Source organism: Streptomyces sp. XH2, from assembly GCF_049725035.1.
Classification (GTDB): Bacteria; Actinomycetota; Actinomycetes; order Streptomycetales; family Streptomycetaceae; genus Streptomyces; species Streptomyces roseoverticillatus.
On the sequence record NZ_JBMMMZ010000002.1, the window covers coordinates 372,241 to 399,207 of the forward strand.

The following is a 26,967-nucleotide window of genomic DNA, read 5'->3' on the forward strand; positions in this document are numbered from 1 at the left end:
CCTGCCGCGAAATCCGCGCGACACGGGCGCGGTCGTTCCGTAGCGTCCTCCCGGCAACACCCCCGGCGCGGCCGCCTGCTCGTCCGCCCGCCCGCCATCTCGCTCCTCCGGGCCATGCCCCCGAGACGCAGCCGGCCGCCGGCGGTCCGGCTCGCTCCGGGCGAGTGGCTCCGCTGGCGGCTCAACCACCGCAGCAGCAGCGCCGCGGGCATGGCCGACTGGTTCTACGAACAGAACACCATCAACATCGCCTACGGCCCGCACGCACGCGACGTGTTCCTGGGAACCCCCACCCGGCACATCGACGAACGGGGCCACCTCCGCTGACGGCGGCCGTCCACGGGGCCGGGCCGGGCCTTGTCCGAGGGGACGCGCCCGCAGGGGCCGGTGCGGCCGGGGCGTGACGCCCCGGCCGGGCGCGTGCCGCTTGCCGGGGCGCCGCGTCGTGTCAGCTCAGGACCGACGCGCAGGTGGTGGGCTCGGCGTTGGCCGGGTCGAGGAGGCCCGCGACCTTGTGGACGACGATGCGGTCGACACTGCCGATCGAGATGTGCTCGGAGAAGTCGAGCGGGCAGAGGTCCTGGAGCAGGATGTTGCGGACGTTCGGGCCCGACAGGTAGTTCGTGCCGTGCGGCGTGACGACCTGGTCGTACTTGGTGGCGATGACCGAGTACTCGACGCCGGGCATGGTGTCGGGGCTGGAGTTCAGGCGGTTGAGGAAGGCGGAGCCGAGGGCCTGGTCGGTGAGGCCCGGGGTCATGCCCCCGAGCGCCTTCCGGGCGCCCGGGACGCTGTCCATCAGCTTGGTCAGACCCATCATGGTCGTGCCGTGGCTGGACGGGGCGAGACCGATGAGGTGGTTCACCTTGTCCGCGCCGCCGAGGAAGTTGATGTAGTAGCGCGGCATCATGCCGCCCTGCGAGTGACCGACCATGTCGACCTTGTCGACGCCGGTAGCCGCGCGCACCTTGTCGACGAACACGGAGAGCTCTTCGGCCGACGCGGCGATGGGGCCGAGGCCGTAGAGGACCGGCACGCCGGGCAGCTTGCCGTAGTCGAGGGAGAAGACGCAGTAGCCGCGCTTGACCAGATAGGGCGCCATCACGAGCCAGTTGTCGACGGCGTTGCCGAGCGTGCCGTGGACCAGGACGACCGGGCGCGGGTGGGCGGCGGAGGGCTTGCAGCTGTAGTCGTTCCAGCCGCTGCTGACCGCTGAGGGGCGGTCGGCTGCCGAGGCCGCCGAGGCGGTGGAGCCGACGGCCAACATCAGGGCAAGAGCGGATAATAAGGAGCAGGCAAGGCGTAAGGTTTTGCGGATTCCGGACATCAGGACCTCGTGCGTAGGGCGGGCAGCCGGCACCGGCGCGGCGACCTGTCCGGTCGCGCGCTGACGGCTGTCCGCGTGGGTTGCGAGTAAGATCATCCGAAAGTTACTCGCAAGTCAAGTAGTGGCGTCGGAGAGCGTCAGACTGCCCGTAAATGCTCGGCGAGCGGCGCGTTTTACCTGGTGGACGGGGCAGGGGCGAGCCCGTCGGACCGCGCCGATAATCGGGCGCGCCGGGCGAAGGCCGCGTGCGAGGATGCCGTCATGAGCGCCGGCAGTACCCCTCTCCCCACGTCCTGGACGATCGCCCCGCAGCCCGTCCGCTCTCCCGAGGCCGTGACGCTGATGCGGGAGTACATGACCGAGGTCGCCGACCGCTGGTTCCTGCTCCACGAGGACCGCACCACGACGCCGGACGAGGTCGAGGGGTACGTCGCCGAGGAGGCGCACGACGACCTCGACCCGCCCAGGGGCGTGCTGCTGGTCGCCCGGCAGGGCGGGGTGCCGATGGGGTGCCTGGGGCTGCGGTGGTTCGACCGGGGGCGCGGCACCGCCGAGTTGAAGCGGATGTTCGTGCGCCCCGCCGCGCGCGGGCTGGGCGCCGCGCCCGCACTGCTGGCCGCGGCCGAGGACGTCGCCCGCGCGTGGGGCGCCGCGCGGATCGTGCTGGACACGCGCAAGGACCTGGTGGAGGCGAGGGCTCTGTACGCCCGGCACGGGTTCGCCCCGATCCCCCGCTACAACACCGTCGAGGACAACCCCTACGCCGAGGTGTGGATGGGCAAGGAGCTCCCGGGCACGGCGCGCTAGCCGGCCGGCGGCTCCCTGAAGGCAGGCGGCTCCCTGTGAACCACCGGCTCTCCGGACGTCACCGGCTCTCCGGACGTCACCGGCCCTCCGAAGGACACCGGCGCGTCGAACGCCGCCCTGCGCGTGGCGCGCCGCAGCGCCTTCAGGACCGTCGGCCCGAGGGCGAGCGTCGCGGTGACGGTCACGATCGCGCGCGGGACGTCCCAGCCCAGGGACGTGGCCAGGCAGTACGCGACGAAGCGGGCGAGGTTCTCGGACAGCGGGTCGCCGGGGACGAAGGAGACGCCCGTGGCGAGCGCGCCGATGTAGGGCCAGCCCTGGAGGTTCATCACCGTCCCGTAGAAGAGGGACGCCACCGCCCCGTAGCCCGCGAGCATCAGCACCTCGCGGGCGCCCCGCAGCCGGTCCGGGCCGGGCAGCAGGCCCGCGCCCATGGACACCCACCCCATCGCCAGCATCTGGAACGGCATCCAGGGGCCGACGCCGCCCGTCAGCAGCGCCGACGCGAACATCGACACCGAGCCGAGCACGAAGCCGAAGCCCGGCCCGAGGACCCGGCCCGACAGGACCATCAGGAAGAACATCGGCTCGATGCCGGCCGTGCCCGCGCCCAGCGGCCGCAGGGCCGCGCCCGCCGCCGCCAGGACGCCGAGCATCGCGATGGCCTTCGCGTCCAGGCCCGCGTCGGCGATGGCCGCCACGACGACCGCCAGCAGCAGCGGCAGCAGCGCCGCGAACAGCCACGGAGCGTCCTGGGAGTGCGCGAGACCGGAGGTGGAGGCGGCGAGCAGGGGCCAGCCGAAGGCCATCACGCCGACGGCGGAGACGAGGAGCAGGGCCGCGATCGAACGGCGGCCCAGGCGGATCGCCCGCGCCTGGCGGTCGGGGAGGGTGCCCTTGCGGCCGGTGGCAGTGGCCTTCACGAGCCCGCCTCCAGCGCCTCCCGCACCTGCCCCACCGTGAGCCACGGCTGCGGCGCCAGCACCTTGGCCACCTGGGGGGCGAAGGCCGGGGACGAGACGACCACTTCCGCCGTCGGGCCGTCCGCGACGACCTCGCCGTCGGCGATGACGACGACCCGGTGGGCCAGCTCGGCGGCGAGTTCCACGTCGTGCGTGGCCAGCACGATCGCGTGCCCCTCGGCGGCGAGACCGCGCAGGATCTCCACCAGGCGGTGCTTGGCCGCGTAGTCGAGGCCGCGGGTCGGCTCGTCGAGGAGGATCAGCGGCGGGCGCGCCGTCAGCACCACCGCGAGGGCGAGCGCGAGGCGCTGGCCCTCCGACAGGTCGCGCGGGTGCGTCGTGCCGGGAACGTCCGGCAGGAGCCCGGAGACCAGCGCGCGGCAGGTGCCCGGCGCGGCGCCCGCGTCGCCGTCGGCCGCCGTGCACTCGGCCGCGACCGTGTCCGCGTACAGCAGGTCGCGCGGCTCCTGCGGTACGAGGCCGACGTGGCGCAGCAGTTCCGCCGGGGACGTGTGGTGCGGGGCGGTGCCGCCGACGCGGACGGTGCCCGCGGCGGGCTTGTGCATGCCGACGAGCGTGCGCAGGAGGGTCGACTTGCCGGCGCCGTTGCGGCCCATCAGGGCGACCGTCTCGCCGGGGCGCACCGAGAGGTTCACGTCGCGCAGCGCGACCAGGCGTTCGTGACGGACGGCGAGGCTGGTCACGGCGGCCGCGGGAGCCGGCTCACTCTCCGTCGTGCGGCGGGCGGCCTTGCGCAGGCGCAGGAAGCCGGTGCGGCGCGGGGGCCCTTCGGGCGCCTCCCGCGCCTCCGGCGCGGCGGGCGGGGCCGGCGGCGCCAGCCGCTCCCGCAGCGGTGCCGCCCGGCGGCGGGCGTCCCGCACGGTCAGCGGCACCGGCGACCAGCCGGCCAGGCGCCCCAGCTCGACCACGGGCGGGTGGACCGGCGACACCGCCATGACCTCGGCCGGCTCGCCGATGACGGGAGGCTCCCCGGGGCCGGGCAGCAGGATGACGCGGTCCGCGTACTGCACGACCCGCTCCAGCCGGTGCTCGGCCATCAGGACCGTCGTGCCCAGGTCGTGGACCAGCCGCTGCAGGACCGCGAGCACCTCCTCGGCCGCGCCCGGGTCCAGGGCGGACGTCGGCTCGTCGAGGACCAGCACCGCGGGGTGCGTGGTCAGCACCGAGCCGATCGCCACGCGCTGCTGCTGCCCGCCGGAGAGCGTGGCGATCGGGCGGTCGCGCAGGCCGGCCAGGCCCAGCAGGTCCAGGGTCTCCTCGACGCGGCGCCGCATCGTGTGCGGGGGGACGCCGAGGGACTCCATGCCGTACGCGAGCTCGTCCTCGACGGTGTCGGTGACGAAGTGCGCGAGCGGGTCCTGGCCCACGGTGCCGACGACGTCCGCGAGTTCGCGCGGCTTGTGGGTGCGGGTGTCGCGGCCGGCCACGGTGACGCGGCCGCGCAGCGTGCCGCCGGTGAAGTGCGGGACGAGGCCGCTGACGGTGCCGAGGAGGGTGGACTTGCCGACGCCGGACGGGCCTACGAGGAGGCAGAGTTCGCCTTCGGGGACGGTGAGGTCCACGCCTCGGAGTGAGGGCGCCTCCGTGTCGTCGTACGTGACGGACACGTTTTCGAAGCGGATCACTGGGGCTCCTGGGAGTGGGGGGTGTGGGCGGGTCCGGCACCGCCGGGCCGGCGGGTGGGGGTTCCTCGCCGTTGCGGCGGGTGAAGAGGCCCCGGTCCCGCCGCCCCTTCACCGTTTCCCGGGGCTGCGTCCCGGACCCTGGGGGAGTGGGTGGTGGCCGCGCCCCGGGCCTCGGGGGAGCGGGTGGCTGCGCCCCGGGCACCGGGGGACGGGATGGCGGAGGCTGTGCCCGTCCGGCCTCCGGGGAGCCGGTGGCTCGGCCGCCCCTGCTCCGGGAAGGGGCGGGGCCGGGGGACCTCTTCCGCCGCACCGCCGCCCGGCCCCCACCGGCCGGTCCGGCGGTGCCCGGCCGGCCCGGGCCCGGAGGCGTTCCCCGGACCGCCCCCGGAGGCGTCCGGCGCGACGAACGCCGGCAGCAGGCCCACCAGGATCGACGCCGCCGGCCACACCGGCAGTTCCGGCGCCGTCAGAGGCACCGCCGGCGGGTGCAGCACGCCCGGCGCGTACGTGTTCGCCCAGATCATCAGGGCCGCGACGGCCACGCCGGCGCCCGAAACGAGCCACGCGCGCACGCCCCACCGGTCGGGCCGGTAGCGCGTGCGCACGGAGCGGCGGCCGCCCAGCCACAGTCCCGCCAGGGCCGCGGCCAGGCCGGTGAGGAGCACGGGCAGCCCGTACCCCGCGCCCTGGTCGGCGAGCAGCCCGTACGTGCCGGCGCAGACGCCCATCAGGCCGCCCAGTGTCAGCGAGCCCGTCGTGCGGCGGACCGCCCGCGGGACCTCGGCCGTACGGCCGTAGCCGCGCGCGTCCATCGAGGCGGCCAGCGCGACGGAACGCTCCAAGGCGCCCTCCAGCACCGGCAGTCCCACCTGGAGCAGGGCCGCGAAGCCGCGGTCGGGGCGGCCGCGCAGGCGGCGGGCCGCGCGCAGCCGCTGGACGTCGGCGACGAGGTTCGGCGCGAACGTCATGGCGACGACGACCGCGACCCCCGCCTCGTACAGCGCGCCCGGCAGGGACTTCAGCAGCCGCGCCGGGTTGGCGAGCGCGTTCGCCGCGCCCACGCACACCAGCAGCGTGGCCAGCTTCATGCCGTCGGCGAGGGCGAAGACCAGCGCCTCGGCCGTCACGCGGCCGCCGATCCGCACCCCCCGCGCCCAGTCCGGGAGCGGGACTTCCGGCAGGGTGACGAGGGTGTGGGTGCCCGGGATGGGTGAGCCCAGCACGACCGCGAAGAGGAGCCGGATGCCGATCACGGCCAGGCCGAGCTTGAGGAACGCCCCGTACGAGCGGGCCCACGGGGCGTCCGTGCGCCGCGCGGCCACGACGTAGCCGGCGACGGCGACGAGCAGGCCGAGCAGCAGGACGTTCGTGGTCCGCGAGGCGGCCGTGGCCAGGCCCAGCGCCCACACCCACCAGGCGCCCGCGTGCAGGGCGGAGGCGCGTGCAGTGAGCGGCGCGGCTCCGCCCCCCGGCGCGCCTCCGGCCCCCGCCGCCTCGCCCCGAGCGCGCTGCGGCTTCTTCCTGTCGCTCATCCGCGGCGTCGGCGGGCCTGCCAGAAGGCCGCGGCGCCGAGGACGACCACGGCGGCGACGCCGCCGATCAGGCCGGCCGACGGGACGCCGTCACCGCTGCCCCCGTCGTTTCCGTCGCTCCCGCCGCTCTTGTCCGCGGCACTCGGCCGCGCGCTCTCCGCACCCTTCTTCGCGCCGCTCACCTGCTCGCCGCAGCCCGTCCGCGGGTAGCCCGCGATGGCGCACAGCAGGGCGGAGGAGTCGTAGCGCAGCGGCTTCGCGACCGCGGCCAGCGCCTCGCCCGCGGTCGTGTCCTCGCCCACCTGGGCGCAGGCCGAGCGGGCCGCGGGCGGCGTCTCGCCGTCGGGGGCGTCGGCGGGCGTGCCGAAGTCGAGGACGACGGCGACGCGCTTCGCCCCGTCCTTGGCGGGCGTGCTGTCGCAGACCGCTTCGAAGCCGGCGGCGGCGCGCGGTTTCGCGGCGTCGGAGGAGTCCGCGCTGACCGCGAACCGGAACCCGATCACGTCCCCGTCGCCGGGCCGCGCCGTGCCCGGCCCCTGCGTCGCGTACGCCCACTGGCCGCCGGAGCCCTGCCAGAACGACCAGTACCGGTAGCCGGCGGCCTGGGCGGGGGCGGTGCCGAGCAGTACGAGGAGCACGGCGACCAGCGCGGCGACCGCACCGCCGCGCATCCCGGCGGCTCGCACCCCGGCAGGGCGCATTCCGGCAGCTCGCGTCACAGCTGCTGCTTCTTCTTGCGGCCGCTGATCAGGAAGCCGATGCCGGCGCCGAAGGCCAGGCCGACGCCGACGATCCACCAGACGTTGACGGTGACGCCGCCGTCCTTCTCGTCCTTGTCCTCGTCCTTCTTCGACTCGTCGGAGCCCGTGGCCCGCTCCGGCGCCGGCCCCGTGGCGTTCAGCTGCGCCACGAGGTCCGTGCCCGCGAAGTCGCGCGGGTCGCCGCCCGCGGCGCGCGTGGCGAGGATCAGCTTGGCGAGCCGGCCGGGCTGGCCCTTGGCCCACTCGGCGGTGCCGCTCTCCTTGGACCGCAGCCACTTCAGGGGCTTCTCGGCGGCGGCGCGGTGACCGCCCGCGGCGAGGGCGAGGGCGGCGTCGGCCGTGTTGCCCTGGTCGGGCTTGGCGGGGGCGCCGGGCATGGACGGCAGCAGGTAGCCACCGTTCTTGTCCATGGCGGCCACGAGGTAGCCGTCCACGGCCTCGGCGGCCGCGGCGGCGTCCTTGGGACCGGCCTTGTCCTCGCCCGCGCACTCCAGCGCCTTGACGGGCCGGTCGGCGTCCTTCTTCGGGGGCTCGGCGAGGAAGCCCTTGCCGAGCGTGGCGAGCGCGGCGGCGGCGCTGGCCAGGTTGTCGGCGCGCAGCCCCTTGTCGTCCTTCAGGTACGCGAACGCGCCGCGCTCGCCCTCCTTCGCGTCGCAGCCGAGCTGGAAGGCCAGCAGCGTCTCCACGGGGTTCTTGCCGTTCTTGACGGCGTCCTTGGCCGGGTCCTGGCCGGCCGCCGCGAACGCGCCGAGGGCGATGGAGGTGGAGTTGGCGTCGGTGGGGCTGCCGGCCTGGTAGCCCCAGCCGCCGTCGTCGTTCTGGTGGGCCTTGAGCCAGTCCAGGCCCTTCCTGACCGCGTCCGCGCGCCCGCCGGCGGCCGCGAGGCCCTGCACGGCCGCGGCGGTGGCGTCCGTGAACTCGTCCTTCTTCGGGTCGCACGCCTTGCTCGTGTCCGCGCGGTAGCCGGGGAAGCCGCCGTCCTCGCACTGCTGGCCCGCGAGCCAGTCGACCCCCGGCTTGGCCGGGGTGACGCCCGTGGCGTTCTGCGCCACGAAGGCCAGCGACTGCCGGAAGACACCGTCGAACTTGGGGTCGGCCGTGCCGTACAGCCCCGGCGCCGGGGACGGTGAGCCGTCGGCGAAGGCGGCGGGGGCCGCGGCCGCGCCCAGGACGGCGGCGGTGGCCAGGGCCGCGGCGCCGCGGCGCGCGTGGACGGCGAGGGAGGGGGCCATGGGGTCGAGCCTCTCGGTGGGGTGTCACTGCGGGGGCGGGGGCAGGGCCGGCTGACGGGGTCCGCGGCCGCGCACGGCCGCCTCCCCGCGCGCTGCGCGCGGTGGCACCGGGCTCGGCTCCGCATACCTCGGCGGTGCCGGTGGACCGGACGGCACCGCCAGGCGGCACGACCGGTTCCGGAAGCCTGCCGCCTGGACCGGGTGGTCCGGCTCGTACGGCCGCCGGGCGGCGGACCGTAGTCACGGTTGCGGGTCAGCGCCGGATTTGCACCGGCTTCCCCCGTTCCGAGGCGGGATGAAGTTGTCACGGACACTTTAACCGGACGGCCTGAAGATCAACGGTCCGGCGACCTGTTGCCCGCTGCCGGGCGGGCTGCTAAGTGTCTGATGCTGCGTCAGTTTTTCGTTACGGCGCGCAGGGCTCCGCAGACGCGCGGGAGGCATCCGGATCATGAACCAGCATGCGAACGGACCGGTCGTCGAGCACGGACAGCTCTTCATCGGCGGCGCCATGGCCGACCCGGCCGGCCGCGCCGTCATCGACGTCGTGTCGCCGCACACCGAGGAGGTGATCGGCCGCGTCCCGCACGCCTCGCGCGAGGACGTCGACAGGGCCGTCGCCGCGGCCCGCACGGCCTTCGACTCCGGCGTCTGGGCCGACCGGCCCCTCGCCGAGCGCATCGACGTCGTCACCCGCATCAAGGACGGCGTCGCCGCCCGGCACGAGGAGATCGCCCGGATCGTCTCCGCCCAGAACGGCTCCCCGTACTCCTGGAGCGTCCTCGCCCAGGCCCTCGGCGCGATGATGGTGTGGGACTGCGCCATCGCCGTCGCCCGCGGCCTGCCCTACGAGGAGCGGCGGGCCGGCGCCCTCGGGCCGCTGCTCGTGCGGCGCGAGCCGGTCGGCGTCGTCGCTGCCGTCGTGCCGTGGAACGTCCCGCAGCTCGTGACGGCGGCCAAGCTCGCGCCCGCGCTGCTGACGGGCTGCTCGGTGGTGCTCAAGCCCTCGCCGGAAACGCCGCTGGACTCGTACCTCCTGGCGGAGATCGTCACGGAGGCGGGCCTGCCGGAGGGCGTCCTGTCGATCCTGCCCGCGGAACGCGAGGTCAGCGAGTACCTCGTCGGGCACCCCGGCGTCGACAAGGTGGCCTTCACCGGCTCGGTCGCGGCGGGCAAGCGCGTCATGGAGGTCGCGGCGCGCCGGCTGACCCGCGTCACTCTGGAGCTCGGCGGCAAGTCCGCGGCGATCGTCCTGCCGGACGCCGACCTGGAGGCGGCCGTCGCCGGCATCGTCCCCGCGGCCTGGATGAACAACGGCCAGTCGTGCGTGGCCCAGACGCGCATCCTCGCCCCCCGCGCCCACTACGCCGAACTGGCCGAGCGCTTCACGGCCGCCGCCTCCGCCCTCGTCGTCGGCGACCCCCTCGACCCCGCCACCCAGGTCGGGCCGCTCGTCGCCGAACGGCAGCGCCGCAGGTCCCTGGAGTACATCGCGCTCGGGCAGCGCGAGGGCGCCAAGGTGCTGGCCGGCGGCGGCCGCCCGGCCGGCCGCGACAAGGGCTGGTACGTCGAGCCCACCCTCTTCGGCGACGTCTCCAACGACATGCGCATCGCCCGCGAGGAGATCTTCGGCCCCGTCATCTGCCTGCTGCCCTACGACACGGAGGAGGAGGCCGTGCGCATCGCCGACGACTCCGACTACGGGCTCTCCGGCAGCGTCTGGACCCGCGACGCCGAACGCGGCATCGAGGTCGCCCGCCGGGTGCGCACCGGCACGTACTCGGTCAACACCTTCGGCCTCGACATGTTCGGCCCCTTCGGCGGCTACAAGAACTCCGGCCTGGGGCGGGAGTTCGGACCGGAGGGCTTCGCCGAGTACCTGGAGCACAAGACGATCCACCTGCCCGCGGACTACGAGGAGGGCTGACGGAATGACTGCCGCCGAGCGCTGGCACGTGCGGGTCGACCGGGGGCTGTGCGTGGGCTCGGGAATGTGCGCCGGGAGCGCGCCCGGGGCGTTCGCGCTCGACGCGGGCCGCCGCTCCCGGCCCCTCGCGGAGGAGACGGACCCGTCCGAGGAAGTGCTCGCGGCCGCGGAGACCTGCCCCGTGGAGGCGATCACGATCAGCAGGCCGGACACGGGCGAGACGGTGTTTCCTCCCGACGAGTGAAACCCCTTCGTACGCATGGGCGTTGTTACTCATGCGTTCCGCACATTTTCTTGATGACACATGTGACTGGCCGGGCCCCTCACGGCGTGGAAATCTCTAGGCAACGCAGCCGAGGGGGGCGACGATGGACGCGCGGTACGAGGTCTACTGCCTGGCCGACAGGCACTTCTACGAGACCCCGGACCGCCTGTCCGTCCCGGGGGCGGGCGGCGAGGACCGCGGTCTGTACGAGACCGCCCGCCGCCCGGCCCCCGCCGGCTGGGCCACCTCCCGCCACGGCGAATGGCTCCATGTGTTCCCTGTGGTCCCGATGGGCGGATTCCCCGCCGGCGAGGAGGGCGGCCCGCGCCCCGGGCAGCCCCTCCAGGGCTGGAAGATCCACGTCTCGGCGACCGCCGACACCGCGGAGAAGACCGCCGCCGACGTCTGGGACTACTGCACCGCCCGCGGCATCCCGTTCAAGTTCGTGCCCGGCCCGCACCTGCTGCACCTGCGCAACAACAAATACGCGGAGCGCGGCCACAGCGGGAAGTTCGTCACCGTCTACCCCGACGGCGAGGAGCAGCTGCACGCCACCCTGACCGGCCTGCACGGGATCCTCGGCGGCCGGCCCGGCCCGTACATCCTCACGGACCTGCGCTGGCACGAGGGCCCGCTCTACGTCCGCTACGGCGCCTTCGCCCGCCGCTTCTGCATCGACGGGCGCGGCAGCCTCGTGCCCGCCGTCGAGGACGGCGAGGGCCGCCTCGTCCCCGACTCCCGGAAGCCGGCCTTCCAGGTGCCGGCGTGGGTGACGCTCCCCGGCTTCCTCGCACCGCACCTCGCCGCGCGCAACGCCACCACCGTCGCCGACCTGCCCTACCGCATCGAGAAGGCCCTGCACTTCTCCAACGGCGGCGGCGTCTACGCCGGCACAGACACGCGCGGCGGCCGCAAGGTCGTCCTCAAGGAAGGCCGCCCGCACGCCGGGCTCGCCGCCGACGGGGCCGACGCCGTGGCCCGCCTGGAGCGCGAGAAGGACGCCCTGGAGCGGCTCTCCGGCCTCGGCGTCGCCCCCGAGCCGCGGGACTGGCTGACCGTCGGCGACCACCGCTTCCTCGTCATGGACTTCGTCGAGGGCAAACCCCTCAACTCCTTCTTCGCCCACCGCCACCCGCTGCTCGCCGCGGACCCCTCGCCCACCGCCACGGCCGACTACACGGCATGGGCCCTGCGCATCTTCCGGGCCGTCGAGGAAGCCGTCGCGAAGGTCCACTCGCGCGGCCTCGTCTTCAACGACCTCCACATGTTCAACATCATGGTCGCGCCCGACGAACGCTCCGTCGCCCTCATCGACTTCGAGGCCGCGGCGCCCGCCTCCGAGCACGGCCGGCAGGTCGTCGCCCACCCCGGCTTCTTCGCCCCGCCGGACCGACGCGGCACGGACGTCGACAAGTACGCCCTGGCCTGCCTGCGACTCGCCCTGTTCCTGCCCATCACCACGCTGTTCGTCATCGACCGGGCCAAGGCGGCACACCTGGCGGACGTCATCGCAGGACAGTTCCCGGTGCCGCGGGAATTCCTGGACGAGGCGGTGGCGGAGATCATGCGGGAGGGGGCGGGCACTTCGGCGGAGAGCACGTGGGGAGGGGCGGGCACTTCGGTGGAGATCGTGGGGGAGGGGGAAGGCTCCCCGGTGGACACTGCAGCCGGGACCCCGGCGGATGCCGAAGCCGGGCCCCTGGGGGGCGCCGCAGCCGGCGCCCTGGGGGATGCCGCCCGGCAGGAGACGGCCCCGGCCTCCGACGCGCCCCCGCGGCGCCGTACGCACCGCACCATCGGCCCCGGCGCCGGCCGCGCCGCCGCGCCGCAGGCGCTCCCCGACCCCGCCGAGGACTGGCCCGCCGCCCGCGCCTCGATGATCCGCGCCCTCCTCGCCTCCGCCACCCCCGGCCGCGACGACCGCCTCTTCCCCGGCGACATCGCCACGTTCTCCGAAGGCGGCGGCCTCGGCCTCGCCCACGGCGCAGCCGGAGTCCTGCACGCCCTCGCCGAAGCCGGCGCCGAGCGCTACGAGGAGGGCGAGCAGTGGCTCCTGCGCCACACCGCCCCCGTGCCGTCCGGCACCCCGCTCGGCCTCTACGACGGCCTCGCCGGCGTCGCCTGCACCCTCGACCGCCTCGGCCACACGCAGCGCGCCCTCGACCTGTCCGGCGTCCTCCTCGGCGAGCAGTGGCAGCGGCTCACCTCCGACCTGCGCGGGGGCCTCGCCGGCGTCGGCCTCGCCCTCGACCACCTCGCCCGCACCACCGGCGAGCGCCAGCTCCACGACCAGGCCGTCGAGGCCGCCCAGCTCCTCGCGGACCGGCTCGCAGCCGAGACCGCCGGCCCCGGTGAGGACGGCCCGCGCCGCCGCGCCGGCCTCCTGCGCGGCGCCACCGGCCCCGCCCTGCTCTTCCTCCGGCTCTACGAGCGCACCGGCGCCCCCGCCCTCCTCGGCCTCGCCGAGCAGGCCCTGCGCGCCGACCTCGCCCGCTGCACCCGCACGCCGGGCGGCACGCTCGAAGTCGACGAGGGCTGGCGCACCATGCCCTACCTCGGTGACGGCAGCGCCGGCATCGGCACCGTCCTGGACGACTTCCTCGCCCACCACCCCGACCCCGACCCGTACTTCACCGAGGCCCGCGACGGCATCCTCACCGCGGCCCGCTCCCGGTTCTACGCCCAGCCCGGGCTGTTCCAGGGCCGGGCCGGGATGGTACTCCACCTCGCCCGCACCACCGCGCCGGGCACAGGGCCCGGACACCTCGCCGGCCAGGTGCGCGGCATGTCCTGGTACGCCATGTCCTACCAGGGCGAACTCGCCTACCCCGGCAGCCAGATGATGCGGCTGTCCATGGACCTCGCCACCGGAACCGCCGGCTGCCTGCTGGCCCTCGCCGCCGCCCTCGGCGACGGGGCCCGGCCCGCGCAGCTGCCGTTCCTCCCGCCCCTGCAGGGGCCCCGGAGCCGGCTCCATGCCGTTGTGGAGCCGTAGCAAGAAGAAACACATCCGGAAACCCCGTCCCCACGGGAAATCCACGAAAGGAGCACGACCATGGCGCTTCTCGACCTGCAGAACATGGAGTCCGAGGAGAACACCCACGGTGGCGGCGGCGGTCAGAGCACCGTCAGCCTGCTCTCCTGCATCAGCACGGCCAGCGTGCTGATCTGTCTCTGATCCGCCGCTGACAGGCCGGATTCCAGCCGGTCCGGCGGTCCGGCACCGGGCGGGCCCCTTGTCGCAGAAGGGGCCCGCCCGGGTCCTGCACCCACGGATGGTACGGAGAGGAGGGCCGCCCTGCCATGGCACGTACCCGCGCCGCGGAGGCATCCCGCTCCACCTCAGCCGCTGCCTCCACCTCTGCTCCCGCTGCCGGCACCGCTTCCGTTTCCGCCTCCGCCTCCGCCTCGGCCTCGGCCTCCGCCGGGGACCGGCTCCTGCTCGGCACCGCCCGGCACAGCGCAGGCCGCGCCGCCGTGCTCGCCCTCATCGCCGTCGCCTCGACCGGCGCGGCCCTCCTGCTGCCCCTCGCCCTCGGCCACACCCTCGACCTGCTCCTCGCCCGCCGCGGCCCCGACGCCGCCCGGTGGACCGCCCTGTGCGCCCTCCTCGTCGCCGGCCCCGCCGCGCTCGACGCCGCCGGCGAACTCCTCACCGGGACGACGGCCGCCCGCGCCACCGCCCGGCTGCGCCACCGCCTCCTCGGCCACGTCCTGGCCGCCGGGCCGCGGGCCGCCGGCCGCTTCCCGCCCGGCGACCTCGTCACCCGCGCCGTCGGCAACGCCGCCGACACCGGCACCGCGCCCGCCACGCTCGCCCACGCCGCCGCGTCCGTCGCCGGACCCGTCGGCGGCATCGTCGCCCTCGGGCTCATCGACCCCTGGCTCGCCGTCGCCTTCCTCGCCGGAGCGCCCCTCCTCGCCGCCCTCCTGCGCGCCTTCACCCGCGCCTCCACGGACAGCGTCGCCCGCTACCAGCAGCACCAGGGCGAGATCGCCGCGCGCCTCGTCGAAGCCCTCGGCGGCGCCCGCACCATCGCCGCCGCCGGCACCGCGGAGCGGGAGCGCGCCCGCATCCTCGAACCGCTGCCCCGGCTCTCCCGGCAGGGCCGGCGCATGTGGCGCGTCCAAGGCCGCTCCACGGCCCAGGCCGGCACGCTCGTGCCGCTGCTGCAGATCGCCGTCCTCGCCGTCGCCGGGCTGCGGCTCTCGCAGGGCCTCCTGACCGTCGGCGACCTCCTCGCCGCCTCCCGCTACGCCGTGCTCGCCACCGGCGTCGGCATGCTCGTCGGACACCTCAACGCCGCGGCCCGGGCGCGGGCCGCCGCGGGGCGCGTCGCCGAAGTGCTCGCCGTGCCGCAAGTCCCGTACGGGCAGCGGCGGCTGCCGGCCGGGCCCGGCACGCTGGAACTGCGGGGAGTGAGCGTCGTGCGGGGCGGGCGGACGGTCCTGGACGACGTGAGCGTGACGGTGCCGGGAGGGACGTCGCTGGCGGTCGTGGGGCTGTCGGGCAGCGGGAAGACGGTGCTGGCGGAAGTGGCGGGACGGCTCACGGACCCCGACACCGGGTCGGTCCTCCTGGACGGCGCCCCGCTCCCTTCGATCCCCCGCGAGGACCTCCGCCGCGCCATCGGCTACGCCTTCGCCCGGCCGGCGCTGCTGGGCGGCACGGTCGGCGGCACCATCGGGTTCGGGGCGTTCGCCCCGGGGCGCGAGGCGCTGGAGGGCGCGTCCCGGGCGGCGTGCGCGCACGACTTCGTACGCCGCCTCCCGCACGGCTACGACACGCCCTGCGCGGACGCGCCCCTCTCGGGCGGCGAGACCCAACGCCTCGGGCTCGCCCGCGCCTTCGCCCACGCCGGGCGCGTCCTGATCCTGGACGACGCCACGTCGAGCCTCGACACGGCGACGGAGCGGCGCGTCTCGGCAGCGCTGCGGGGTTCCGCTGCCGTCACGCGGCTGACCGTCGCCCACCGCCCCGCGACGGCGGCGACGGCGGACCGGGTCCTGTGGCTCCACGAGGGCCGAGCGCGCGCGGTGGCCCCGCACGCGACCCTCTGGCAAGACCCGTCCTATCGCGAGGTCTTCCATGCGTGAGCCCGCACGCCTCCCCGGCGGAGAAGCCGCCCGCGGTGTCCGGCGGCGCCGTGCACGCCGTGGGCCCGGGCCGTGCGGCACCGCCGACGGCGTGGGTGGGGGTTGCGCGCCGTTGCGGCGGGTTGTTTTGGCCGGCGGCAGCGGGTGCGGAGAGGCTATGCCTCTCCCTTCCGCCGCAGCGGCGAGTAACCACCGCGGCGGTGTCCGGCGGTGCCGTACCCGCCCTGGGCTCGGGCTGTCCGCACCCGCCGGGGGCGTCCGACGCGGCAGCGGAGCGCGTGGAGAGGCCATGCCTCTTGACCCCCGCCCCCGCGGTGGGCAACCCCCACCCCCGTATCCGGCGGCGCCGTGCCCTCCCCGGCTGCAGGCCGTGCCCAGGAGGTCACCGTGACACCCGTTGAGCCCGGGCTCCTGCGGCGAGGGGTGCGGTTCCTCGTGGGGCGGCGACGCGTCGTCGCCCGGCTCGTCGCGTGGTCCGTCGTGGAGGCGGGGCACACGTTCGCCATGGGGTACGCGCTGGCCGCGGCGCTGGACGACGGGTTCCTCGCGGGCGAGCCCCGCACCGGGCTCGCCTGGCTGGGTGCGGCCGCCGCGGCCGTGGTGGCCGGCGCGTACGGCACGGGGAAGACGTACGGCGGCGTCGCCGGCCTCGTGGAGCCGTTCCGCGACCGCCTCGTCACCGCGGTCGTGGACCGCGCGCTGCGCCGCGGCGACTCCGCGGCCGTGTCCCGCCTCACGCACCAGACCGAGATCGCCCGCGACGCGTTCGCCGGCCTCGTCATGGTCGCGCGGTCGTTCGTCTTCACCGCGGCCGGGGCCCTGACGGGTCTGTTCCTGCTGGCGCCGCCGCTGCTGGCGGTCGTCGTGCCGCCCCTCGCCCTGGGTCTCGCCCTGTTCCTGGTGACGCTGCGCCCGCTCGCCCGCCGGCAGGAGGCGTACCTGGCCGCGGACGAGGCCCTCGCGGCCGGGTTCGGCGAGGTCTTCGCGGGTCTGCGCGACGTCACGGCGGCGGGCGCCGAGCCGCGCGTCCGCGCGGAGGCCGGTGCGCTCACCGAGGCCGCGCTGCGGGTGTCCCGCGCGCTGGCCCGCTGGTCCGTCGTCCGGGTCGTGGCCCTGGCCCTGGCGGGCCAGCTGCCGGTCGTGCTGCTGCTGGCCGCGGCGCCGTGGCTGCTGGACCACGGCGTCACGGCGGGCGCCCTCGTGGGCGCGCTGGCCTACCTGACGCAGTCGCTGATGCCCGCGCTGCAGAACCTCGTTCACGGCCTCGGCACGAGCGGTTCGCGCCTCGCCGTGGTGGCGCGCAGGCTCACGCCGCCGCCCCGTACGCCGGCCGCGGCGGCCCCGGGCCCACCCGCACCCTCCCCTTCGGCCCCCGCTCTCCGCCTCCGCCGCCTCACCTTCGCCTACGGCGACCACGCCGACCCCGTCGTCCGGGACCTGGACCTGACCCTGCCCCACGGCGCGCACCTGGCCGTGGTCGGCCCCAGCGGCGTGGGGAAGTCGACGCTGGCCGGGCTGATCGCGGGCCTGCTGCGGCCGGGGAGCGGGGAGGTCGCGGTCGGCGGGGACCGGGCGGACACGGCCGCGGCGGCCGCCCGGCGGGTGCTGATCCCGCAGGAGGCGTACGTGTTCTCGGGGACGCTCGCCGCCAACCTCGGCTATCTGCGCGCCGGCACCGTCCCGGAGGAGGAGCTGCGGGCCGCGACGGAGGCGCTCGGCATGACGGAACTGGTCCGCCGCCTGGGCGGCTTCGCGGCGCCGCTCGCCCCGGCGGAGCTGTCCGCGGGCGAGCGGCAGCAGATCGCGCTCGCCCGCGCCTACCTGTCGCCCGCCCCCCTCGCCGTCCTGGACGAGGCGACCTGTCACCTGGACCCCGCCGCGGAGGCCCGCGCTGAGCGGGCCTTCGCCCGCCGCCCCGGCGGCACCCTCGTCGTCATCGCGCACCGCGCGACCTCGGCCCGCCGGGCCGGCCGCGTCCTGGTGATGGACGGCGCGGACACGGCCTGCGGCGACCACCACGAGCTGCTCGCGAGCTCGCCGCTCTACCGGGACCTCATGGGCGAGGAGGCCGGGGCGCACGGCTCACACCCAGCCCGCCCCCCGCGAGATGCGGATCGCGTCGACCCGGTTCCGCGCCCCGGTCTTGCGGGTGATGGCGGCCATGTAGTTGCGCACGGTCCCGTTGGACAGGTGCAGACTGCGGGCGATCTCCCCGATGGACGCCCCTTCCGCCGCGAGTGAGAGCACGCTCAGCTCTCGTCTCGTGAGGGGGATCGCCGCGGCCTCCAGGAAGCCGAAGCCGAGCGCCTCGTCGATGTACCGCTCGCCCTTCGCCACATGCCGTATCCCCTCGACCAGCCGGTCCGGTGAAGCGTTTTTGCTCAGGTATCCCAGGGCCTTCTCCTCGTACGCCCGGCGCAGGGGCCCCGGCCGTCCCGCGCTGACCAGGGCGAGCAGCGCCGCCCTTCCGTCCCCGCCGGCCGGGGCCTCGCCGTGTGCGTCACCGTGCCCGGACAGCTCCCGCAGCCCGCGCGGCCCGCCGGCCTCCGGGCTGTCCATGTCCACCACGCACACGTGCGGCCGCAACGAGCGCGACAGGTCCGCCGCGCGCTGCCACGAGGCCGACGTGACCTCCAGGTCCGGCTCCCTGCCGAGCAGGAACGCCAGCGCTGTGCGCAGCAGATAGGTGTCATGTACCAGAAGTACCCGGATCACGGTCCCCGCCTTCCCGCTTACCGCTTCCCTTTGCTGCTTGCTCGAACTGTCCCTTGCCGCTTGCCCGGCACGGCGAGCGCTGCGCCGGGCACGACGCCCATTCATACCGGCGTGTGCCACCGCGACGGGCGTGTATACAGGACATGGAGGGGGCGCAAGGGCGCATGAATTACGCCACGTGCGCCCCAAGTTCACTCGAAAGCGCCCCTCATGAATCGGGTGCCGGGGGTAGCGCGTCAGGCTTGCTGTGGGGTAGTGAGCCGGATGAGCCGGCAGACGGTCTCGATGTCTATCCGCACCTGGGCGATCGACGCGCGCCCCGAGAGCCAGGTGATGAGCGCGGAGTGCCAGGTGTGCTCGATGACACGGACGGCGGAGAGCTGCTCGGGGGTGGGCGGCCCCGCCGGCCCCATGGCGTCCAGGATGAGCGCCGTGGTGAGCCGGGAGACGGTGTCGACCTCGGCGCTCACCGAGCGGTCGGCGAAGGTGAGGGCGCGCACCATCGCATCGGCCAGGTGCGGTTCGCGCTGCATCGCGCGGAACGCCCGCATCAGCGTCTGGGCCACGCGCGCGGCCGGGTCGGTGTCCGTCGGGGGGCGCTTGCGCAGCGTGCCGTGCAGCCGCTGCAGCTGGTCCTGCATGGTGGCGACGAGCAGGTGGATCTTGGAGGGGAAGTAGCGGTAGAGCGTGCCGAGCGCGACGCCCGCCGCCTCGGCGACCTCCCGCATCTGCACCGCGTCGAAGCCGCCGCGGCTCGCGAGCTCCTCGGTGGCCCGCAGGATCCTGCGGCGGCGGGCCGCCTGACGCTCGGTCAGGGGAAGGCTGGGCCCGGCGGGCACGGCCCGCGCGGTCGGCGACTTGGGTTCCGTCGTCATATGTCCCATTCCGTGGCGATCCATCCAGGGTGAGCTGTACGGCCCGGACGGCACAGCATGGCAGGGGCCGGGCCGTGGCGCGAATCACCCGATCCGGTCCTGGCGGCTGCCTTTGCGGCCGGTAGATTCGAGGCTTCTGGACAACCCAGTCTGAAACTTGTTCTAGATTAGCGCGACCGGTTACGCTCCGGCCGGAACAGCAGCCAGAAGGAGGCCGGGGGAGTGACCGCTGAGGCCACTGAGGCAGCTCTCGCACATGCTGCGCGTGAGGCGCGCGCGGGGCAGGACGCACGGAACGACGGCCTCCGGGACGGGGACGGCGACCGCCCCCTGCGCATCGCACTGCTCACCTACAAGGGCAACCCGTTCTGCGGCGGCCAGGGCGTGTACGTCCGCCACCTCTCCCGCGAACTCGCCCGCCTCGGGCACAGCGTCGAAGTCATCGGCTCCCAGCCGTACCCCGTCCTCGACGAGGGCGTGACCCTCACCGAGCTCCCGAGCCTCGACCTCTACCGCCAGCCGGACCCCTTCCGCACGCCCGGACGCGACGAGTACCGCGACTGGATCGACGCGCTCGAGGTCTCCACCATGTGGACGGGCGGCTTCCCCGAGCCGCTCACCTTCAGCCTGCGCGCCCGCCGTCACCTCGCCGCGCAGCGCGGGCGGTTCGACGTCGTCCACGACAACCAGACGCTCGGCTACGGGCTCCTGGGCGGCCCCGCCGCGATCGGCGCTCCGCTCGTCACCACGATCCACCACCCCATCACCGTCGACCGGCAGCTCGACCTCGCCGCCGCCGCGGACTGGAAGCGGCGGGCGTCCGTACGGCGCTGGTACGGGTTCACGCGCATGCAGAAACGTGTCGCCCGGCGGCTGCCGTCCGTGCTCACCGTCTCCGGCTCCTCGCGCCAGGAGATCGTCGACCACCTCGGCGTACGGGCCGAGCGGGTGCACGTCGTGCCGATCGGCGCCGACACGGACCTGTTCTCGCCGGACCCGTCCGTGCCCGAGGTGCCGGGCCGGATCGTCACCACCTCCAGCGCGGACGTGCCCCTCAAGGGCCTGGTGCACCTGATCGAGGCCCTGGCCGTGGTCCGCCGGCAGCACCCCGCCGCACACCTCGTCGTCGTCGGCAAGCGCGCCGAGGACGGGCCGGTCGCCACCGCGATCCGGCGCTGCGGGCTGGAGAACGCCGTCGAGTTCGTCAAGGGCATCACCGACGCCGAACTCGTCGACCTCGTGCGGTCGGCGCAGGTCGCGTGCGTGCCGTCGCTGTACGAGGGCTTCTCGCTGCCGGCCGCGGAGGCCATGGCCACGGGGACGCCGCTCGCCGCCACGACCGGGGGTGCCATCCCCGAGGTCGCCGGCCCCGACGGCGAGACCTGCCTCGCCGTCCCGCCCGGCGACCCCGGAGCCCTCGCCTCCGCCCTGGGGCGGCTCCTCGGCGACCCCGCCCTCCGCCACCGCCTCGGCGCCGCGGGCCGCGAACGCGTCCTCTCCCGCTTCACCTGGCGCGAGGCCGCGCTCGGCACGGCCCGCCACTACCGCGAGGCGATCGCCCTCGCGGGCGCCGACGCGGGCGCCCGGCGCGCGGGACGGCCCGCGTAGTGCGGCCCGACGTCACGTCCCGGCGGTGCCGCCGGACGCCGCCGCGGGGCTTGTTCGCCGTTGCGGCGGAGGGTTGTTGCCGTGGCAGCCGCAGCCCCGGCGGATCGAGCTGCCGGCACGGACTTCCCGCCGCGGCGGTGCTCAGCACCCACGTCGCGTCCCGGCGGTGCCGGGCCGGCCTCGTCCGGCGCCGCCGGACTCCGCCGCAGCGCTTGTTCGCCGTTGCGGCGGAGGGGAGACGCCGCGGTCACCGCACGCCCGCAGGCGCGGCGCGGCGCCGGCATCCGCAGACCGCCGCCGCGGCGATACGCCCCCACGGCGCACTCCGGCGGTGCCCGGCCCGCTGCACCCCGTACGTACCCGAGAACAACCACCCCGTCCCGCCGGCCGAAGGCAAATACCCGTGCTGACCGTCGATTTCTCCCGCTTCCCGCTCGCCGCAGGCGACCGCGTCCTCGATCTGGGGTGCGGCGCGGGACGGCACGCATTCGAGTGCTACCGGCGCGGGGCGCGCGTCGTCGCGCTGGACCGCAACGGCGAGGAGATACGCGAGGTCGCCAAGTGGTTCGCCGCCATGAAGGAGGCGGGTGAGGCCCCTGAAGGGGCCTCCGCCACCGCCATGGAGGGCGACGCCCTCGCGCTGCCCTTTCCCGACGACAGCTTCGACGTCGTCATCATCTCCGAGGTGATGGAGCACATCCCGGACGACAAGGGCGTGCTCGCCGAGATGGTGCGCGTCCTCAAGCCCGGCGGCCGGATCGCCGTCACCGTCCCCCGCTACGGCCCCGAGAAGATCTGCTGGGCCCTCTCGGACGCCTACCACGAGGTCGAGGGCGGCCACATCCGCATCTACCGCGGAGACGAGCTCCTGGACCGGATGCGCGAGGCCGGCCTCGTCCCGTACGGCACGCACCACGCCCACGGCCTGCACAGCCCCTACTGGTGGCTCAAGTGCGCCTTCGGCGTCGACAACGACAAGGTGCTGCCCGTCCGCGCCTACCACAAGCTCCTGGTCTGGGACATCATGAAGAAGCCCCTGGCCACCCGCCTCGCCGAGCAGGCCCTCAACCCGCTCATCGGCAAGAGCTTCGTCGCGTACGCGACCAAGCCGCACCTGCCCTCCGCAGGCGACGGGGTGGCGGCGTGACCACCTTCAGCCGCGGCTCCGGCCGCACCGAACGCCTCGTCCTGCCCGGCGTCCTGACGGCGGAACAGGTCACCGGCACGGTCGCCGGCATCGCCGCCGCCCAGCGCGAGGACGGCGCCATCCCCTGGTTCCGCGGCCACCACCTCGACCCGTGGGACCACGTCGAGGCGGCCATGGCACTCGACGCCGCCGGCGAGCACGGCCGCGCCGAGGCCGCCTACCGCTGGCTCGCCCGCCACCAGAACCCCGACGGCTCCTGGTACGCCGCCTACGCCGACGGCGCCGCCGACGAGCCCACCGACCGCGGCCGCGAGAGCAACTTCGTCGCCTACGTCGCGGTGGGCGTCTGGCACCACTACCTGGCCACCGGCGACGACGCCTTCCTCGACAGCATGTGGCCGACCGTCTACGCTGCCGTCGAGTTCGTCCTGCAGCTCCAGCAGCCCGGCGGCCAGATCGGCTGGAAGCGCGAGGACGACGGCACCCCCGTCACCGACGCGCTGCTGACCGGCTCCTCCTCCATCCACCAGGCGCTGCGCTGCGCCCTGGCCATCGCCGAGCACCGCGAGGAGCCGCAGCCGGACTGGGAGCTGGCCACGGGGCTGCTCGCGCACGCGATACGCCGGCACCCCGAGCGGTTCCTCGACAAGAGCCGCTACTCGATGGACTGGTACTACCCTGTCCTCGGCGGCGCCGTCGCCGGCGTGGCCGCCAAGGAGCGCATAGAGGAGGGCTGGGACCGCTTCGTCGTCCCGGGCCTGGGCGTGCGCTGCGTGCTGCCCAACCCGTGGGTGACCGGCGGCGAGAGCTGCGAGCTCGCCCTCGCGCTGTGGGTGATGGGGGAGTCCGACCGCGCTGTGCAGATCCTGCAGTGGATCCAGCACCTGCGCGCCGAGGACGGCATGTACTGGACGGGCTACGTGTACGACGACGACGCCGTCTGGCCCGAGGAGCGCACCACGTGGACGGCGGGTTCGCTGCTCCTCGCGGCGGCGGCGCTCGGGGGCGACGAGGCGACGACCGCGGTGTTCGGCGGGGAACGGCTCCCGGTGGGCCTGGAGCCGGACTGCTGCGCGTAGCGCCTCCGGCTCGGGAAGTCCCGGTTCCGGGGCTTGTGGATTCCGCCGGGCCCTCGCCGCGGTGGCGGACCGCCGTCGCGGCGGGCAGGTCTTTGACCTGCGGCGCGAAACCGTGCCGCCATCCTGGTGAACGCCCGAACGGGCCCCTCCCCGTGGCGGGCCCCACGGCCGCCCCGCATGCTGGCGGCATGGGAACCTCGCCCTGAACTTTCCTACCCCTCCCGGACGTTGTCAGTGGGCGGTCCTACAGTGAGGCCATGACGACGATGCTGAGTCACGAGCGCTACTGTTCCGAGATCCTCCACCAGACCGGCCTGCTGCGCTCGGCCCTGGGCGAGGACGCCGACGTGTCCGTCACCGTGCCCACCTGCCCGGAGTGGACCCTCGGCCACCTCCTGCTGCACGTGGGAGGGGCCCACCGCATGGCCACCGGGCTCGTGCGTGACCGGGTCATGGAGTTCGTGCCGCCGTCCACCGCCGGGCAGACCCTTCCCACGCCGGGCCCGGGCGACCCCTCCGTGGATGACCTGCCCGGCCTCACCGCCTGGCTCACCGAGGGCGCCGAGGCGCTGGTGGCGGTCCTGCGGGAGGCGGGGCCCGACAGCCCCGTGTGGACGTTCTCCGAGCACCCCCGGTCCGCCTTCTGGGCCCGCCGCGCGGCGCACGAGACCCTGATGCACCGTGCCGACGCCGTGGGCGCCGTCGGCGTCCCCTTCACGGCGGATCCCGAGCTCGCGGCGGACTGCGTCGACGAGTGGCTGGAGATACTCACCTTCCCCGCCGCCGTCGCCTTCAAGCCGCGGCTGAAGGAGCTGCCGGGCCCCGGCCGCACCCTCCACCTGCACGCGACCGACACCCCGGCGGAGCTCAACGCGGAGTGGTTCATCGACCTCACCGGCGAGGGGGTCGCCTGGCGCCGGGCCCACGAGAAGGCCGCCGTGGCCGTCCGCGGGCCGATGACCGACGTGCTGAGCGTCCTCTACCGCCGCCTGCCCGCCGACACCGACCGGATCGAGGTCCTCGGCGACCGCGAGCTGCTCGACTTCTGGCTGGAGCGGGCCGTCTTCTGAGGCCACCTCGGCCCAGGCCGCCTCGGCCCGTGTGAGACCAGGTCGGCTCAGGCCGCCTCGGCCCGCGTGAGACCAGGTCGGCCCGGGTGCGGCCCCCTCGGCCGGGGGCCGGATGAGAGCATCATCGTATGACCGTTGTGCCCAGATCCTCCGCGACCTGCAGGCTCGCCCGGGCCGCCGTGCTGCCCGCCGCCCTCGTGCTCGTGGCGGCCTGCAGCTCGGGTGACGCCGGGACGTCCAACGCCGGCGCGCCCGGCGCGGGGGATCCGCTCTTCCCGCGCCTGGGCAACGGCGGGTACGACGTCCGGCACTACGGCCTCACCCTCGACTACGCACCGGAGGGCAACCACCTCAAGGGCACGGCCGTCATCACCGCCCGTGCGACGCAGGACCTCGGCTCCTTCAACCTCGACCTCAAGGGGCTGAAGGTCCGCAGCGCCCGCGTCGACGGCCGCCCGGCCCGCACGGCCAGGAAGGGCACCGAGCTGGTCGTGACGCCCCGCGAGACGCTGGGCAAGGGCCACGAATTCGAGACGGTCGTCGTCTACGACGGCACGCCGAAGGAGATCACCGACGAGGACGGCAGCGCCCTGGAGGGCTGGGTCGAGACCGACGACGGCGCGGTCGGCCTCGGCCAGCCCACCGGCTCCATGGCCTGGTTCCCCGGCAACCACCACCCCTCCGACAAGGCCGCCTACGACATCGAGGTGACCGTCCCCAAGGGCTACACCGCCGTCGCCAACGGCGAGCTGCGGCGCCAGGAGGACAAGGGGAACCGGACGGTGTTCGCCTGGCACAACGCCGAGCCCATGGCGAGCTATCTGGCGAGCGTGGCCGTCTCCCCGTTCAAGGTCACCACCGCCCGCGCCGGCGACCTGCCCCTCTACATCGCCACCCACCCCAAGGAGGCCCGGGCCGGGACCCGCCTGGAGAAGCTCCTGCCCGAGGCCATCGCCTGGGCCAGCGATCTGTTCGGCCCGTACCCGTTCTCCTCGGCCGGCGCGGTCGTCGACCACAACCCGTACGTCGACTACGCCCTGGAGACCCAGACCAAGCCCTACTTCGACTCCGCCCCGGACGACGTGACGGTCGTGCACGAAGTCGTCCACCAGTGGTTCGGAAACTCCGTCACCCCGCGCACCTGGCGCGACATGTGGCTCAGCGAGGGCTTCGCCGCGTACGCGGAGTGGCTGTGGGAGGAGAAGCACGGCGGCCGCTCCGTCCAGCGCATCTTCGACGACTACTACTCCGGCAAGGACCCGCTGAGCGACGGCATCTGGGCCTTCCCGCCCGCCGACCCCGCCCCGGCCACGGTCTCCGACCCGCCGGTCTACGGCCGCGGCGCCATGGTGCTGCACAAGCTGCGGCAGGCCGTCGGCGACGAGACGTTCTTCGCCACGGCCCGGGCCTGGGCGGGCGAGCACAAGTACGGCAACGTCGACACCGCGGAGTTCGAGCGGTTCTGGCAGCAGCGCACCGGGAAGAACCTCGGCGGCGTGTTCGGCCCCTGGCTCCACGGGCAGGGGCGGCCGGACCGGCCGTGATGGTCGCTGTGACGCCCGTGCCGGCCGCCGCGGCGGGCCTACGGGCACACCAGCTCCGCCAGCGCCCGCAGCGTCTCCGGGTCCGGCGCCGTCACCAGCAGGTCCGTCACCGGGCCCGCCCGCCACAGCTCCAGCCGCTCCGCGATCCGCCCGCGCGGCCCCACGAGCGAGATCTCGTCGGCGAAGGCGTCCGGCACGGCCGCGACGGCCTCCTCGCGCCGCCCCGCCAGGAACAGCTCCCGCACCCGCCCCGCCTCCTCCCCGTACCCCATGCGCGCCATGAGGTCGGCGTGGAAGTTGCGGCGCGCGTGCCCCATGCCGCCGATGTAGAAGCCGAGCATCGCCTTCACCGGAAGCAGCCCCTCGGCGACGTCGGCGCACACCCGGGCCCGGACCAGCGGCGCCACCAGGAAGCCCGGCGGCGCGGCGGCGAGGGCCTCGGCGTGCAGGTCCGTGCGGAGCGGGGACCAGTAGAGGGGCAGCCAGCCGTCGGCGATGCGGGCGGTCTGGGCGACGTTGCGGGGCCCCTCGGCGCCGAGGAGGACGGGCAGGTCCGGGCGCAGGGGATGGGTGATGGGGCGGAGGGGCCTGCCGAGGCCGGTCGCGCCGGGGCCGCGGTAGGGGAGGGCGTGGTGGCGGCCCTCCAGCGTCACCGGGGCCCGGCGGCGCAGCACCTGGCGGACCACGTCCACGTACTCGCGCGTCGCGGTCAGCGGGCTGTCCGGGAACGGCCGCCCGTACCAGCCCTCGACGACCTGAGGGCCCGACAGCCCCAGGCCGAGCAGCAGCCGGCCGCCGGAGAGGTGGTCGAGGGTGAGGGCGTGCATCGCGGTGGCCGCGGGGCTGCGGGCGGCCATCTGGGCGACGGCCGTGCCGAGCCGGATGCGGGTCGTGTGCGCGGCGATCCAGGTGAGGGGGGTGAAGGCGTCGGAGCCCCAGGCCTCGGCGGTCCACACCGAGTGGTAGCCGAGCCGCTCGGCCTCCCGGGCCAGGCCGAGGTGGCGGGGGTCGGGGCCGCGGCCCCAGTAGCCGAGCGCGAGTCCGAGCCGCACGGTGGCCCTCCCGGCGGGCAGGTGACTGACGGTCTGTCAGATCCGCTGACTGTAGGCCCGCGCCGGGCCCCGGGCAAGAGGCCGAGGCAACGGGGGCCACTGCCTGAGGGGCGCGGGAAACTGCGCGATCAGCCACGGACGGCCCGCAGCCGACCGGCGACCGCACGTCCGGCGGACCGCTCACCGGCCTCCGGACAAGAGGCCGCCGCGCAAGGAGCCCGGGCAGGAGAGCCGCACGCGCCCCGGAAATGACGGCGGCCCCCCGGGCAACCCCGGCGGGCCCCCCTGCGGGCCCCCCGCGCGGCAGCCGCGCGGGGTGCC

General features: G+C 75.2%; 21 protein-coding genes, 1 pseudogene and 1 riboswitch. Of the genes and pseudogenes, 13 read left to right on the plus strand and 9 right to left on the minus strand.

Annotation, left to right across the window (positions count from 1 at the left end):
- The first annotated feature begins 114 nt into the window (after positions 1–114).
- On the plus strand, positions 115–327 hold the full coding sequence (locus ACOTKD_RS05320; RefSeq protein WP_424887687.1) for a hypothetical protein: 213 nt from the start codon (positions 115–117) through the stop codon (positions 325–327).
- A gap of 121 nt (positions 328–448) precedes the next feature.
- Here ACOTKD_RS05320 and ACOTKD_RS05325 read toward each other — a convergent pair whose 3' ends face one another.
- On the minus strand, positions 449–1,267 hold the full coding sequence (locus ACOTKD_RS05325) for an esterase/lipase family protein (RefSeq protein ID WP_424887688.1): 819 nt from the start codon (positions 1,265–1,267) through the stop codon (positions 449–451).
- A 321-nt stretch (positions 1,268–1,588) separates the two neighbouring features.
- On the opposite strand from ACOTKD_RS05325, the gene ACOTKD_RS05330 reads away from it, so the two are divergent.
- Positions 1,589–2,134, plus strand: a complete 546-nt coding sequence (locus ACOTKD_RS05330; RefSeq protein ID WP_424887689.1) for a GNAT family N-acetyltransferase — start codon at positions 1,589–1,591, stop codon at positions 2,132–2,134.
- Here the strand turns inward: ACOTKD_RS05330 and ACOTKD_RS05335 are convergent.
- From ACOTKD_RS05335 to ACOTKD_RS05355, 5 genes are read right to left on the minus strand one after another with little or no spacing between them, the layout of a single operon-like run.
- On the minus strand, positions 2,131–3,057 hold the full coding sequence (locus tag ACOTKD_RS05335; protein WP_424887690.1) for an ECF transporter S component: 927 nt from the start codon (positions 3,055–3,057) through the stop codon (positions 2,131–2,133). The genes ACOTKD_RS05330 and ACOTKD_RS05335 overlap by 4 nt on opposite strands.
- Positions 3,054–4,742, minus strand: a complete 1,689-nt coding sequence (locus tag ACOTKD_RS05340) for an ABC transporter ATP-binding protein (protein ID WP_424887691.1) — start codon at positions 4,740–4,742, stop codon at positions 3,054–3,056. The genes ACOTKD_RS05335 and ACOTKD_RS05340 overlap by 4 nt, the downstream gene beginning before the upstream one ends.
- On the minus strand, positions 4,739–6,274 hold the full coding sequence (locus tag ACOTKD_RS05345; RefSeq protein ID WP_424887692.1) for an energy-coupling factor transporter transmembrane protein EcfT: 1,536 nt from the start codon (positions 6,272–6,274) through the stop codon (positions 4,739–4,741). The genes ACOTKD_RS05340 and ACOTKD_RS05345 overlap by 4 nt, the downstream gene beginning before the upstream one ends.
- Entirely contained in the window at positions 6,271–6,945 is a 675-nt protein-coding gene (locus ACOTKD_RS05350; RefSeq protein WP_424887974.1) for an SCO2322 family protein, read from the minus strand. The genes ACOTKD_RS05345 and ACOTKD_RS05350 overlap by 4 nt, the downstream gene beginning before the upstream one ends.
- A 44-nt stretch (positions 6,946–6,989) precedes the next feature.
- Entirely contained in the window at positions 6,990–8,267 is a 1,278-nt protein-coding gene (locus tag ACOTKD_RS05355) for a prenyltransferase/squalene oxidase repeat-containing protein (protein ID WP_424887693.1), read from the minus strand.
- A 177-nt stretch (positions 8,268–8,444) separates the two neighbouring features.
- A riboswitch (cobalamin riboswitch) is annotated at positions 8,445–8,606 on the minus strand.
- A gap of 112 nt (positions 8,607–8,718) precedes the next feature.
- On the opposite strand from ACOTKD_RS05355, the gene ACOTKD_RS05360 reads away from it, so the two are divergent.
- The 6 genes and pseudogenes from ACOTKD_RS05360 to ACOTKD_RS05385 form a co-directional block, all read left to right on the plus strand.
- Positions 8,719–10,194 (plus strand): aldehyde dehydrogenase, encoded by a 1,476-nt coding sequence (locus tag ACOTKD_RS05360; protein ID WP_424887694.1) that lies wholly within the window; start codon positions 8,719–8,721, stop codon positions 10,192–10,194.
- Positions 10,195–10,198: 4 nt separating this feature from the next.
- On the plus strand, positions 10,199–10,438 hold the full coding sequence (locus ACOTKD_RS05365; RefSeq protein WP_424887695.1) for a ferredoxin: 240 nt from the start codon (positions 10,199–10,201) through the stop codon (positions 10,436–10,438).
- A 124-nt stretch (positions 10,439–10,562) separates the two neighbouring features.
- The gene (lanKC, locus tag ACOTKD_RS05370; protein WP_424887696.1) at positions 10,563–13,454 is read left to right on the plus strand and encodes a class III lanthionine synthetase LanKC; all 2,892 of its coding nucleotides are present in this window, start codon (positions 10,563–10,565) and stop codon (positions 13,452–13,454) included.
- A 60-nt stretch (positions 13,455–13,514) separates the two neighbouring features.
- Positions 13,515–13,637 carry a SapB/AmfS family lanthipeptide gene (locus tag ACOTKD_RS05375; protein ID WP_424887697.1) on the plus strand — a complete coding sequence of 41 codons (123 nt, stop codon included), beginning with the start codon at positions 13,515–13,517 and terminating at the stop codon, positions 13,635–13,637.
- A 125-nt stretch (positions 13,638–13,762) separates the two neighbouring features.
- Positions 13,763–15,556, plus strand: coding sequence for an ABC transporter ATP-binding protein (locus tag ACOTKD_RS05380; protein ID WP_424887698.1), 1,794 nt, complete (start codon positions 13,763–13,765; stop codon positions 15,554–15,556).
- A gap of 1,233 nt (positions 15,557–16,789) precedes the next feature.
- Positions 16,790–17,356: pseudogene (locus ACOTKD_RS05385) on the plus strand (ATP-binding cassette domain-containing protein); the annotation flags it as partial.
- Between the two features lie 282 nt (positions 17,357–17,638).
- Here the strand turns inward: ACOTKD_RS05385 and ACOTKD_RS05390 are convergent.
- Entirely contained in the window at positions 17,639–18,271 is a 633-nt protein-coding gene (locus ACOTKD_RS05390; RefSeq protein WP_424887699.1) for a response regulator transcription factor, read from the minus strand.
- A 236-nt stretch (positions 18,272–18,507) separates the two neighbouring features.
- Entirely contained in the window at positions 18,508–19,146 is a 639-nt protein-coding gene (locus ACOTKD_RS05395) for a TetR family transcriptional regulator (protein ID WP_424887700.1), read from the minus strand.
- Positions 19,147–19,368: 222 nt separating this feature from the next.
- Here ACOTKD_RS05395 and ACOTKD_RS05400 point away from each other — a divergent pair, with 222 nt between their 5' ends.
- The 5 genes from ACOTKD_RS05400 to ACOTKD_RS05420 all read left to right on the plus strand — a co-directional run bounded on the left by ACOTKD_RS05400 (position 19,369) and on the right by ACOTKD_RS05420 (position 25,594).
- Positions 19,369–20,754: a glycosyltransferase family 4 protein gene (locus tag ACOTKD_RS05400; RefSeq protein WP_424887701.1), complete on the plus strand. Its 1,386-nt coding sequence runs from the start codon at positions 19,369–19,371 to the stop codon at positions 20,752–20,754.
- A gap of 403 nt (positions 20,755–21,157) precedes the next feature.
- Complete coding sequence (locus ACOTKD_RS05405; protein ID WP_424887702.1) at positions 21,158–21,901, plus strand: methyltransferase domain-containing protein; 744 nt, start codon at positions 21,158–21,160, stop codon at positions 21,899–21,901.
- Positions 21,898–22,980 (plus strand): prenyltransferase, encoded by a 1,083-nt coding sequence (locus tag ACOTKD_RS05410; RefSeq protein ID WP_424887703.1) that lies wholly within the window; start codon positions 21,898–21,900, stop codon positions 22,978–22,980. The genes ACOTKD_RS05405 and ACOTKD_RS05410 overlap by 4 nt, the downstream gene beginning before the upstream one ends.
- Positions 22,981–23,237: 257 nt before the next feature.
- Complete coding sequence (locus ACOTKD_RS05415) at positions 23,238–24,050, plus strand: maleylpyruvate isomerase family mycothiol-dependent enzyme (RefSeq protein WP_424887704.1); 813 nt, start codon at positions 23,238–23,240, stop codon at positions 24,048–24,050.
- Between the two features lie 128 nt (positions 24,051–24,178).
- Positions 24,179–25,594, plus strand: a complete 1,416-nt coding sequence (locus tag ACOTKD_RS05420) for a M1 family metallopeptidase (protein ID WP_424887705.1) — start codon at positions 24,179–24,181, stop codon at positions 25,592–25,594.
- 38 nt (positions 25,595–25,632) lie between these two features.
- On the opposite strand, the gene ACOTKD_RS05425 is transcribed toward ACOTKD_RS05420, so the two are convergent.
- Positions 25,633–26,646, minus strand: coding sequence for an LLM class F420-dependent oxidoreductase (locus tag ACOTKD_RS05425; RefSeq protein WP_424887706.1), 1,014 nt, complete (start codon positions 26,644–26,646; stop codon positions 25,633–25,635).
- Positions 26,647–26,967 lie beyond the last annotated feature (321 nt).